This window comes from Streptomyces shenzhenensis, from assembly GCF_021462265.1.
Taxonomy (GTDB): Bacteria; Actinomycetota; Actinomycetes; order Streptomycetales; family Streptomycetaceae; genus Streptomyces; species Streptomyces shenzhenensis.
This window is the reverse complement of sequence record NZ_JAJONF010000006.1, coordinates 162,482-173,970: the sequence shown is the minus strand read 5'-3', so window position 1 is coordinate 173,970 and position 11,489 is coordinate 162,482. Positions and strand designations below refer to the sequence as shown.

Below are 11,489 nucleotides of genomic sequence, written 5' to 3'. Positions count from 1 at the left end.
CCGTCGATTTAGCCTGTTATCGCCGGTAGCTGTCTCAAAGGCCTCTTCTCTTCATACAATCCGCGTCCATGCCGAGACGAGAAGAGGACGAGGCCGCGGCGCCGAGCGTCTACCGACCTGAGGGTGAACCGGCCCCCGCCTACGAGGCGTACCCGGACCCGGCGGCCGCGCACGGCTGGCTCAACGCGTACGACGAGACGCGCGAACTTCCCCAGATCGCCCCCGCGGCGCCGGGGCCGGGCCGGGCGGACCGGCGGCGCGCTGCCCGCGGTGCCCGCGGCCGGCGCGGAAAGTACGTGGTGGCCGCGGTGGGGGCGGTGGGCGCCGCGTCCGCGCTCGCGCTGATCGCCGGTCTGCCCTTCTCGTCTTCCTCCTCGTCGAGCGACGGCCCACCGGGCGGGCAGGACCTCACGAAGCGCACGGCCGGCGAGTCGTCGGCCGCGGCGGCACCCGAGCAGAGCCCGCGCACCGCGGCCGTCGCCTTCTCGCCGACGTCGGCCGCATCCGCCACGACGCCGCCGTCGGCCCGGTCCACCGCGTCGGCGGGCTCCGCCGCCGGCGCTTCGCCGACCGCGACCGCGACCCGCGGGACGAGCACGGCACCGTCACCGACCGCCACCACGACCCCGGCTCCCGTGGGCGGGGGACGCGGCCTGGGGCACGGCAGGGGCGGCGGCCGGTCCCACTAGGAGCGGTCCGTCCGGGAGTGAGCCTCGCGGGCAGTGCGTGCCGGGCGACCTTGCTGTCCGTCGCGTACGGCACGCCCTCGGCGATCACCGGACTCCTCCCGGGACCGGGGCTGAGCCTCGGGCGCGGCGGTGGGCGGTGTCGGCCGTGCCGGACGTGCCGGACGTGGCCGTGTCGCGCGGCACTCGGCCGGTCGCGCCAGTCCGCCGCCGGGGAGCGGAGGGCGAGGAGTTCGGGAGGGCCGTAGGTTCCCGAGCCGATCAGCAGGGCGCCACGATGGCCCTCGGCGAACCCGGTGTGGTCATGCGGTGTTCGGGTCCTGTGGCTGTGGCTGTGGCTGTGGCTGTGGCTGCGGTTCGGGAGCGGGCTCGTCCGGCCGTCCGGTGTCCGCGAGGACCGCGTCGATGAGCCGTTCCTGCGGGGCGGCCGTGGCGTGGTGCAACTCGATGCCGGGGTCGTCGAGTTCGACGCGGATGCCGCGCAGGGGGCGGTTCCTGAGCCGGCTGCCGGTGAGAAGGAGCGCCTGGCGCAGGACGGTACGGGCGGCTGTGGCGGCGAGCGCTCCGGTGGCGACCGGGTCCTCGCTCTTCGAACCCGGTGGCGGGGCCGGCGGAGAGGGCCGACCGCATCCCGGCCACGTCCAGGTCGGCGAGGGTGCGAAGCAACCGGCCGGCCGGGCGCGGCAGTTCGTCGTCGGACGGGTCGGGAAGCTCCGGCGGCTCAAGTCGTGCGGTTCCGGTCATTGCCCCCGACAGCCCCTTTGTGTGCGGCACACTCCGCCGGCGCGGGTTCGCGCCAGCGTGCCGTCCGGAAACAGAGCCTTGCCCGCGCGGATGCTTGTGATGAGAATGTGCATGTCAAAAAACGGGTGGCCGGAAGATCTCCGGTCACCTCGTCGTATTGAGGGGACCCCACATGAACAAGCCTCTCGTCGCCGCGCTCGCCTCCCTGGCCATCACCGGTATGGGTGCGGCACCGGCGGTCGCCGCGCCGCAGACGGCCAAGGCCGCGGCGGTGACCGTCAACTTCGCGGGCACCGTCTCGCTGAGCAACTGCTCCGGCTCCGTCATCCGCTTCCCGAACTCCGCGGACAGCGACCCCGCACTGGTCCTCACCAACGGCCACTGCCTGGAAACCGGCTTCCCGAACCCCGGCGAGGTCATCACCGGCCAGTCCTCCAGCCGTACCTTCGGCCTGCTGAACTCCTCCGGCACCAAGGTCGCCACGCTCCGCGCCAACCAGGTCGTCTACTCGACGATGACCGACACGGACATCACGATCTACCGCACCACCACGACGTACGCGGCGATCAAGAGCTCCTACGGCATCAGCCCGCTGACCGTCAGCGCCGACCACCCCGTCGCCGGCACCGCCATCAAGGTCGTCTCCGGCTACTGGAAGACGATCTACAGCTGCAACATCGACGGCTTCGTGTACCGGCTGAAGGAGGGCGACTGGACCTGGAAGGACTCGGTCCGCTACACCTCCGCGTGCAACACGATCGGGGGGACGTCGGGGTCGCCGGTGATCGACACCAGCACGGGCCAGGTCGTCGCCGTCAACAACACGGGCAACGAGAACGGGGAGACGTGCACCGTCGACAACCCGTGCGAGGTGGACCAGAACGGGAACGTCACGGTGCGGCAGGGGATCAACTACGCCGAGGAGACGTACCTCATCCCGGCCTGCTTCACGACGGGCAACGTGTTGAACCTGAGCGCGAGTGGCTGCACCCTGCCCAAGCCGTAGCGCTCCGCCGGCGTCACGGCTCGCGGCGGACCGAACGCCCCGCCAGTTCGCCGGTCCTGCGGCCGTCCTCGATCACGAAGCGGCCGTCGACCAGGACGTGCGGGATACCCGTCGGCAGGCGGCGGGGGTGCTCGAAGGTCGAGCCCGCCGCCACCGTCTCGGGGTCGAAGAGGACCAGGTCGGCCCGGTAGCCCTCGCGTACGAGGCCGCGGTCCGGCAGGCGCAGCCGGGCCGCGGGGCGGGCGGTGAGGTGGGTGACGCACTCCTCCAGGGAGAGCACGCCCAGCTCCCTCACGTAGTGGCCGAGGTAGCGGGGGAACGTGCCGTAGGCGCGAGGGTGGGGTTTCGTGCCCTGGAGGATGCCGTCCGAGCCGCCCGTGTGGACCGGGTGGCGCATGATCGTGCGGACGTTCTCCTCGTGGCCGACGTGCTGGAGGACCGTGGTGGCCAGGCGGTCGGCGAGCAGGAGCCCGCGGACCGTCGTCCAGGGGGACTCCCTGCGGGCGCCCGCCGCCTCCTGGACCGTACGGCCGACGAACTCCGAAAGGGCGGGGTCGCCCACGCCCGAGATCTCGATCGTGTGCCATTCGACGGGAACGCCGTGGCAGCCGTCGGAGCCGACCGTCTCCAGGTGGTGGCGGACGCGTTCGGATGTCGTGTCGTCCGCGAGGCGGGCGAGGGCCGCTGCCGGGCCGCCCTCGTTCGCCCAGCTCGGGAGCATCGACGCGAGGGTCGTGCTGCCGGGGGTGTAGGGATAGGTGTCGAGGGTGATGTCGGCGCCGGCGGCGAGGGCCTCGTCGAGGAGGGCCAGCAGCTCGGGGGCCCGGCCCTTGTTCACGCCGAAGTTCATGGTGGCGTGGGCCAGATGGAGGGGGCAGTCCGCCTCCCGGGCCAGGGCCACCATCTCGGCGTACGCCTCCAGGGCGCCGGCGCCGTACGAGCGGTGGTGCGGGCAGTAGTAGCCGCCGTACTCCGCCACCACCCGGCACAGCTCGGTCAGTTCGGCGTCCGCCGCGTACATGCCGGGGGTGTAGGTGAGCCCGGACGACAGCCCGACCGCGCCCTGTGCCATGCCCTCGGCCACCAGCCGTCGCATGTGGTCGAGTTCGGCCGGGGTCGCCTCGCGGTCCTCCCAGCCGACGGCGAGCGCGCGCACCGTGCCCTGCGGAATGAGATAGGCCGCGTTGACGGCGATGCCGCGGTCGAGGCGGTCCAGGTACTCGCCCACCGACCGCCAGTCGAAGTCGACGTCCTCGCCGAAGCCGTTCCAGCCGGCGATCGCCGTGCGGACCTCCGCCAGCGTGCGGTCGTCGACCGGGGCGTACGAAAGGCCGTCCTGGCCCAGCACTTCCAGGGTCACCCCCTGGGCGGCCTTGGCACTGTGGTCGGGGTCGCGCAGCAGGGCGAGGTCGCTGTGGGCGTGCATGTCGATGAAGCCGGGGGCGAGGACCAGGCCCTCCGCGTCCAGCTCGCGCATCGCGCGCGGGCGCTGGCAGCCCGCCGCCGCGGCCTCCTTGACGATCGACACGATCCGGCCGCCGTCGATCACCACGTCGGCGCGGTAGGAGGGATCCCCGCTGCCGTCGACGACGTCCGCGTCCCGGATGACGAGCTGCTCCACGACCCCTCCTAGAAGAACGTGCGGATGTAGTCGACGACTGTCCCGTCCGCCTCGGCGACCGGGATCAGCTGCCACTTGTCGAACGACGTGCACGGGTGCGAGAGGCCGAGGCCGATCCAGTCCCCGACCTCCAGGTCCGCGTCGGGACCGGTGCGCAGCCAGGCGTGCTGGTCGGACAGGCCGGTGACCGAGACCCCGGTCGCCGGGCGCTCGGTGCCCGCCCGGCGGATCACCTGGGCGAAGGGGAGGTCCAGGTCGTAGGCCGCGTCGCGCTTGCCCGCGTTGGCGAACGCCTGCTCGGGGGAGGGCCGGGAGACGATCTGCGCCCAGAGCCGGAAGGCGGGTTCCAGGGCGCCCTCCTCGGGGATCCGGTTGAAGGGGGTGACCGCCCGGTAGCGGCCGTCGTCGTGCGAGACGTACGCCCCCGAGCGCAGCAACCTCAGTACCGGGAGCGAGAGTTCGGGGAGGCCGGCGAACACGTCCGCGACCGCGTCGAACCAGGCGCTGCCGCCCGCGCTCACCACGATCTCCGTCAGGCCCGCGAACCGGCCCGCCTTGTCGAACTCGGCGGCGAGGGCGGCCAGCCGGCGCAGATAGGCCCGCACCCGGTCCGGGTCCGCCCGCGGGACCTCGCCCTCGTACCCGGCCACCCCCACCAGCCGCAGGGTCCCCGTCCCGGCCACCGCGTCCGCGACCGCCGCGCACTCCGCCTCCGTACGCACGCCGGTACGGGCGCCCTCCCCGGCGGCGAGCTCGACCACCACGTCCACGGGGCGCGAGGCCCCCGTCGGCCGCAGCGCCGCGTCCATCAGCTCGACCCCGCGCACCGAGTCGACGTAACAGACGAACCGGAAGTCCGCGTCGCGCTCCAGCTCGGCGGCGATCCAGCGCAGCGCCGGGGCGTCGACGAGTTCGTTCGCGAGGAAGACCCGCCGGGTGCCGAAGGCCCGCGCCACTCGCACCTGATGCGGCACGGCCAGGGTGATGCCCCATGCCCCGCGCTCGGTCTGCCGCCTGAACAACTGCGGCGCCATGGAGGTCTTGCCGTGCGGGGCGAAGGCGAGGCCGTGCCGTTCGGCGTACGTCTCCATCAGCGCGAGGTTGTGCTCCAGGCGCTCGGCGGACAGGGCCAGTACCGGGGTCGCGAAACCGTCTTCGAAGAGGTTGCGGCGCTGGGCGGCCAGTTCGCCGACGGTGAGGCCCTCGGCGTCCGGGGGGAGGCCCTTGAAACGGTGGTCGACGCGTTCCTCCGCGAGGCGGGCGAACGCTTCGGTGCCGATGTCGAGCGACACGGAGCCTCCCTGATCAGGCGAGTTGCATTATGTGCAACGTCCATTGCGTATATCGCTTACCGCTGTCTAACATCCACGCCAGCGCCGGGTCAATGGAGCCCGCAGCGCCCCGGGACGACGAGGAGCCACCACCATCGTGAACGCCACGGACGCCGCCGCAGCCGTTGACGTCGTCGCGCTCGGCGAGTCCATGGTGACGTTCCTGCCCACCCGGCCGGGGCGGCTCGCGGACGTACCGTCCTTCGACCGCGCGATCGGCGGCGCGGAGTCCAACGTGGCGGGTGCGCTGGCCGCCGCCGGGCACACCGTGCGGTGGGTCAGCCGGGTCGGGGCGGACGGGTTCGGCGACCACCTGGTGGAGACCGTCGCCTCGTACGGCGTGGACGTCTCGTGCGTGGTCCGGGATCCGGCGCGGCCGACGGGGGTCTACTTCCGCACGGCGGCGGACCGGGCGACCGACGCGCACGAGGTCGCCTACTACCGGGCGGGGTCGGCGGCGTCCGCGATGTCGGCGCGGACGGTGGACCTGGCGGCGGTGCGTGCCGGGCGGATCCTGCACCTGTCGGGGATCACGGCCGCGCTGTCGGAGGGCTGTCTGGGGCTGCTGCGCGAGCTGACGGCTTCCGCCGGGGAGCGGCCGCCGCTGGTGTCGTTCGACGTCAACTACCGGCCCCGCCTGTGGATCGGCTCCGGCGGCGCGGAGGTGCTGCTGGAGCTGGCGCGGCGGGCCGACATCGTTTTCGTGGGGGAGGACGAGGCGGAGCAGGCGTGGGGGGTGGGGGGCGGACCGGCGGCGATCCGGGAGCTGCTGCCGGAGCCGGAGGTGCTGGTGGTGAAGCAGGGTGCGAAGGGGGCGACGGCTTTCGTGTCGGCGCCGGCAGGCGAAAGGCCCGCCCCGGCCGCCGCCCCCGCCGCTTTCGAACCCGCCCCCGCCGTCGGCGTCGTGGCGAGTGTCGGCGCAGGGGACGCCTTCGCCGCGGGTTTCCTCTCCGGCACCCTGCGCGGGCTGCCGGTCAGGCGTTCGCTCAGGGTCGGCCACCTCTTCGCCGCCGCCGCCCTCACCACCCCCGCCGACTTCGCACCGCCCCCCGGCCGCGACACCACCGACCGCCTGACCGCCCTCGACTCCACCGGGTGGGAGAGACTTCGACTCGGCCCCGGTTGGACGCAAGCCGACGCGGCCGAAGAGGAGGCACGCACCCCATGAGCCAGACCGTCGACCGAGCGCTCAGCATCCTGCCCCTGCTCGCCGAGGGCCCCGCCGACCTCGGCCAGGTCGCCGACCGCCTCGGTGTGCACAAGTCGACCGCGCTGCGGCTGCTGCGCACCCTCCACGAACACGGACTCGTCTACCGCCAGTCCGACCAGCGCTACCGCCTCGGCGCCCGCCTCTTCGCCCTCGCCCAGGAGGCGATGGAGAACCTCGACGTCCGCGAGATCGCCCACCCGCACCTGGCCCGCCTCAACGCGGCCTGCGGCCACACCGTGCACCTCGCCGTGTTCGAGGAGGGCGAGGTCCTCTACATCGACAAGGTCGAGAGCCGCTACCCGGTGCGCATGTACTCGCGGATCGGCAAGCCCGTCGCCATCACCGTCGCCGCCGTCGCCAAGCTGCTCCTCGCCGACCTGCCCGAGCCCGAGCGCCGGGCCCTCGCCGACAAGCTCGACTACCCCATGTACACGGCCCGTTCGACACCGAACGCGGAGGCGTTCCGCAGGGAACTGGCCAAGGTGCGCGAACAGGGCTGGGCCACCGACCTCGGCGGCCACGAGGAGTCCATCAACTGCGTGGCCGCACCGATCCGCGGTGCCGACGGGCGCGTCGTCGCCGCGATGTCGGTCTCCGCGCCCAACGTCGTCGTCACCGCCGACGAACTGCTCACCCTGCTCCCGCAGGTGCGCCGCACGGCGGACGCGATCAGCGGCGAGTACTCAGGCAGAACACCGATCAAGGAAGCCGGCAACCGATGACCGAGAAGACCGCGCTCACCCCCACGACCCACACCACCCCGCCCGCCAGGTTCTCGCACGGCGTCCGCAAGGGCAACATCCTCCAGGTCGCGGGCCAGGTGGGCTTCCTGCCCGCCGAGGAGGGCAGGCCCCCGACCCCCGCCGGTCCCACCCTGCGCGAGCAGACCCTGCAGACCCTCGCCAACGTCAAGGCGATCCTGGAGGAGGGCGGCGCCTCCTGGGACGACGTCATGATGATCCGCGTCTATCTGACGGACGTGGACCACTTCGCCGAGATGAACGAAACGTACGACCGCTATTTCGAGGGGCAGGGGCTCAGGCAGGCCCCGGCTGCCCGGACCACGGTGTACGTCGGCCTTCCCCAGGGCCTGCTGATCGAGATCGACGCCCTCGCGGTACTCGGGTGAACGCTCGGGACTCGAACCCGTGAGGCCGGTGCGGTCGGTGGCGGGGTCCGGGGCGGCGGGTGTGCTCGGCGTCTTCGTGTAGGCGTCTGATAACGAAGTCCGGGGCTGGCTGTGTCCGGCACAGGTTCTTGGACCATACTGCCCGCTGTGGAGCAGCGCATAGGAGCCAACAGCCAGCCCCTGGAAGGCGCCGGATTCGACCCGGCCTTCATCCCCGGGCTCACCTCACCCGCGTCCGCCCGGCCACAGGACGCCCGGCCGGAGAAGGCCGAGGACGCGGAGGCGGCGGCGGAACCGGTGGCGGAGGCCGAGGTCGAGGTCGAGGACACCGTGGCCGAGGACGACGAGCGGACCCCCGAGGGTCCCGCCTTCGAGGCCGCCGACCGCCGCGCCCGGATAGTCGCCGACCACCAGGGCGTGCGCCTCAGCCTCGACGAGGAGAAGTGCGAGTTCCGCTGGGACGAGATCGGCGCGGTCGAGACCGAGACCCCGCGTTTCGGCAAGCGCTTCACGATCACCGTCCACACCCCGGACCGCCGCTGGTACCCGATCGAGATCGAGGCGACGTCCCGCTCCCGCTTCAAGGAGTGGGAGGAGCAACTGGACGCGGTCCTCGACGCGTACTTCGACGACGGCGAGAAAGCGGAGGACGACGCCCTGGAGGCGCAGTCGGACGCCGGGGCCGCAGCCGAGGACAAGTCCGATGCCGAGGGCAAGGCCGAGGGCCTCGACGCCCGGTAGTCCGGCCCGTTCGCGGTGCGGCCGGCCCACGGCCCGGACTCCGGCGGCCTGCCCGGCCGCCGGAGTCCACCGTTCAGGAGCCGTCACGGCTGTCGGTGCCGTTACGGCAGCGCGTGCACGTGGGCGCCCACCGAGGACGACCACGCGTTCCCGGCCGCCGCGTCCCAGTTCGTCGACCAGGTCATCGCGCCCCGCAGGCCGGGATACGTCGTCGACGGCTTGAAGGAGCCGCAGTTGGCGGCCTTGGTCAGGCAGTCCAGGGCGTTGTTCACCACGGTCGGCGAGACGTAGCCGCTGCCGGCCGCGCTGGTCGACGCCGGCAGGCCGAGGCCCACCTGGGAGGGGCTCAGGCCGCCCTGGAGCTGGATGCAGGCGAGCGCGGTGAGGAAGTCCACCGAGCCCTGGCTGTACACCTTGCCGTCGCAGCCCAGCATCGAACCGCTGTTGTAGTACTGCATGTTGACGACCGTGAGGATGTCCTTCACGTTCAGGGCCGTCTGGAAGTACGCGTTGGACGTCGACTGCATGTCGATGGTCTGCGGGGCCATGGTGAGGATCAGCGACGAGCCCGCCTTCGCCGACAGCGAGCGCAGCGCCTGGGTCATGTAGGTGGCGTTGATGCCGTTCTCCAGGTCGATGTCGACGCCGTCGAAGCCGTACGTCTGCATCAGCGAGTAGACGGAGTCGGCGAAGTTCGTCGCGGACGCCGGGTCGCTCACCGAGATCGTGCCGTTCTGGCCGCCGATCGAGATGATGACCTTCTTGCCGGCCGCCTGCTTGGCCTTGATGTCGGCCTTGAACTGGTCGACCGTGTATCCGCCGAGCCCGGCGGAGTCGAGGGTGAAGCTCACCGCGCCGGGTGTGCCGGTCGCGTCCGCGAAGGCGACGGCGATGATGTCGTACGAGGAGGGCACGTCCGAGATCTTCTGGACGGTGGCGCCGTTGTTGAAGTTCTGCCAGTAGCCCGTCACCGCGTGCTTGGGCAGCGACCCGCCGCCGTTGCCGCCGGAGGCGGTCGTGGTCGCCGTCACCGCCGACGACTTCGCCGACTCGCCCGCCGAGTTGGTCGCGGTGACCTGGAAGGAGTACGACGTCGAGGCCGCGAGCCCGGTGACGGTGGCCGAGGCGCCGGTGACCGCCGAGACCTTGCTGCCGTTCTGGTAGACGTTGTAGCCGGTCGCGCCCGACACCGCGGACCAGGACAGGGACGCGGAGGACGACGTCGTACCGGAGACCGCGAGGCCGGTGGGGGTCGCGGGGACGGTCGGGCCCGGGTCGGAGCCGCCACCGCCGTCGGGGCCGTACACCGAGAAGTCGTCGGCGTAGTAGGCGGGCTGGCCGTACCAGCCGTGGGTCCAGACCGTCACCGAGGTGGTCGAGGGGCCGGTGGTGAAGGTCGTCGACAGCTGCGTCCAGGACGTGTTCGGGGTCCAGGTCGAGACGTCCGTGGTGCCGGTGCCGGTGACCCCGAGGTAGGTGTAGGCGCCCTGCACCCAGGCGCTCAGCGTGTAGGTCGAGTTGGCCTGGACCGCCACCGTCTGGCCGCACTGGGCGTAGTCCTGCCCGGCCGGGGTCGCCCGCAGCGCGGCGGCGCCCGAGTGGACGGGGGAGGAGACCGTCGTTCCGCTGCTCGCGGAGCAGGTCCAGTTGCTCAGGCCCGACTCGAAGCCGGGGTTCTTCGCGTTGTTGACGTCGGCGGCGGAGGCCGGCGCGGAGGCCAGGCCCGTCATCGCGAGTGCCGTGGCGAGGGTGGCCACGGCCGACCAGGTGCGGATGCGTCGCTGTCCGGCATGCCGGGACACGAGCCGGGGGATGAGTCTGGGCATGACAATCAAGGTGGTCCAGACCAATTCACCTGTCAATAGGTCCAGACCAAATCCGAGGGTTCGCGGCAGCCTCCTGAGGGCTGAACAAGCCCCGGTCATATGCTCAACCTGTCCCGGTTTGGCGTCACTTGTGCGGTCACGGATCCCAGACAGCTACACAAACGCTGTTCTCCGGTCACAGAGGCGTGGATACAGTGCTGAGGAAGTCACGCAATGAAATCGTCCCGGCTCATTGGAGTAACACCGGTGGGCCGCCGGGTGTGAAGAGCGGGGAGCTGCGCGTGCCAACTGCCATTGCCGTGACCAGTGCCGACATGGCGCTGCCGATCCAGGACGAGCGGACCATGCCCGCGGTCGTGCTCCGGGACCTCGACCGGCGCCCGCTGGAGCAGACCCTCGCCGAGTTCGTGGCCCTCATCGAGCAGCACGGACATGTGATCGTCGTGTACTCGGACGCCGTACCGGACGCCGTGGTCCGGCGGCTGCACACCCTGCGCTCCCTCCTGGAGAGCGACCGGATCGCGCTCTTCCGCCCCGACCTGCCGCCGCTCGGCATCGCCGTGCTGGCCCGCCAGTTGCGGCAGCTGGCCTCCTGCGACCTCAGCCCCGGCGTGCTCGCGTCGGCCGGCCGGCTGCTCACCCACTACATCCACTCCGGCGCCGTCCTCGGCTCCGTCGCCAAACTGGACCGCGTCCCGGTCGGCCTCAAGGCGCACGCCAAGTCCTGGATGCCCGGCACCCAGTTCGCGGTCCTCGCCCACCCCGAGCCGCAACTGGTCCGGGTCGCACCCGAGGCCGTCCTGAACGGCCCCGAGTTCAGCACCTGGACGCTGGTCGCCAGGGGCCAGCTGCAGTCGGACTGGATCGGCGGCCTCGCCAAGGCCTGGGGCGCGCACGGCCTGCGCGAGACCCCGCTGCCCGCCGAGTCGGCCGTGTGGTGGGGCACCAGCCGGATGATCGAGTTCACCAGCTACCTCGCCGACCTGTCGGTCCTCTACCAACTGGTCACCTCGGTACGACAGACCAGCTGCCACTGGTGCGGCGTCGACGTCATCGGCGACCGTTGCGTCTTCTGCTCCGCCACCCCGCCCGACTACGACCCGCCGGCGCCCCGCGCGCTGGAACGGCGGACGCCCGCCTGACCCGTACCTCGCACCATTGCTCGGTTCCCCCACTCTCCCCGCTTCCCCGATGA

The 11,489-nt window shown here is 72.0% G+C and carries 11 protein-coding genes; 7 read left to right on the top strand and 4 right to left on the bottom strand.

The window, feature by feature from the left end:
• The first annotated feature begins 68 nt into the window (after nt 1-68).
• Nucleotides 69-689, top strand: coding sequence for a hypothetical protein (locus LQ326_RS11065; RefSeq protein WP_234535166.1), 621 nt, complete (start codon nt 69-71; stop codon nt 687-689).
• Nucleotides 690-988: 299 nt separating this feature from the next.
• On the opposite strand, the gene LQ326_RS11060 is transcribed toward LQ326_RS11065, so the two are convergent.
• A complete protein-coding gene (locus tag LQ326_RS11060; RefSeq protein WP_234535164.1) occupies nt 989-1,411 on the bottom strand; it encodes a hypothetical protein in 423 nt (140 codons plus the stop codon).
• Nucleotides 1,412-1,602: 191 nt separating this feature from the next.
• Between LQ326_RS11060 and LQ326_RS11055 the strand changes: the two genes are divergently transcribed.
• Nucleotides 1,603-2,436 carry a trypsin-like peptidase domain-containing protein gene (locus LQ326_RS11055; protein WP_234535162.1) on the top strand — a complete coding sequence of 278 codons (834 nt, stop codon included), beginning with the start codon at nt 1,603-1,605 and terminating at the stop codon, nt 2,434-2,436.
• 13 nt (nt 2,437-2,449) lie between these two features.
• On the opposite strand, the gene LQ326_RS11050 is transcribed toward LQ326_RS11055, so the two are convergent.
• Together LQ326_RS11050 and LQ326_RS11045 are read right to left on the bottom strand one after the other, a co-directional pair.
• A complete protein-coding gene (locus LQ326_RS11050; protein ID WP_234535160.1) occupies nt 2,450-4,057 on the bottom strand; it encodes an N-acyl-D-amino-acid deacylase family protein in 1,608 nt (535 codons plus the stop codon).
• Between the two features lie 8 nt (nt 4,058-4,065).
• Nucleotides 4,066-5,349, bottom strand: a complete 1,284-nt coding sequence (locus LQ326_RS11045; protein WP_234535158.1) for an amino acid deaminase — start codon at nt 5,347-5,349, stop codon at nt 4,066-4,068.
• A 136-nt stretch (nt 5,350-5,485) separates the two neighbouring features.
• Between LQ326_RS11045 and LQ326_RS11040 the strand changes: the two genes are divergently transcribed.
• From LQ326_RS11040 to LQ326_RS11025, 4 genes are all read left to right on the top strand, one after another.
• Nucleotides 5,486-6,556: a sugar kinase gene (locus LQ326_RS11040; RefSeq protein WP_308401892.1), complete on the top strand. Its 1,071-nt coding sequence runs from the start codon at nt 5,486-5,488 to the stop codon at nt 6,554-6,556.
• Nucleotides 6,553-7,320: an IclR family transcriptional regulator gene (locus LQ326_RS11035; RefSeq protein ID WP_217551285.1), complete on the top strand. Its 768-nt coding sequence runs from the start codon at nt 6,553-6,555 to the stop codon at nt 7,318-7,320. The genes LQ326_RS11040 and LQ326_RS11035 overlap by 4 nt, the downstream gene beginning before the upstream one ends.
• Nucleotides 7,317-7,727: a RidA family protein gene (locus LQ326_RS11030; RefSeq protein ID WP_234535157.1), complete on the top strand. Its 411-nt coding sequence runs from the start codon at nt 7,317-7,319 to the stop codon at nt 7,725-7,727. Before LQ326_RS11035 ends, LQ326_RS11030 begins: the two co-directional genes overlap by 4 nt.
• A gap of 147 nt (nt 7,728-7,874) precedes the next feature.
• Complete coding sequence (locus LQ326_RS11025) at nt 7,875-8,468, top strand: hypothetical protein (protein ID WP_234535155.1); 594 nt, start codon at nt 7,875-7,877, stop codon at nt 8,466-8,468.
• Nucleotides 8,469-8,569: 101 nt separating this feature from the next.
• On the opposite strand, the gene LQ326_RS11020 is transcribed toward LQ326_RS11025, so the two are convergent.
• Nucleotides 8,570-10,294, bottom strand: coding sequence for a chitinase (locus tag LQ326_RS11020; protein ID WP_308401891.1), 1,725 nt, complete (start codon nt 10,292-10,294; stop codon nt 8,570-8,572).
• Nucleotides 10,295-10,608: 314 nt separating this feature from the next.
• On the opposite strand from LQ326_RS11020, the gene LQ326_RS11015 reads away from it, so the two are divergent.
• Nucleotides 10,609-11,436 carry a hypothetical protein gene (locus LQ326_RS11015; RefSeq protein WP_234535476.1) on the top strand — a complete coding sequence of 276 codons (828 nt, stop codon included), beginning with the start codon at nt 10,609-10,611 and terminating at the stop codon, nt 11,434-11,436.
• Nucleotides 11,437-11,489: the final 53 nt, after the last annotated feature.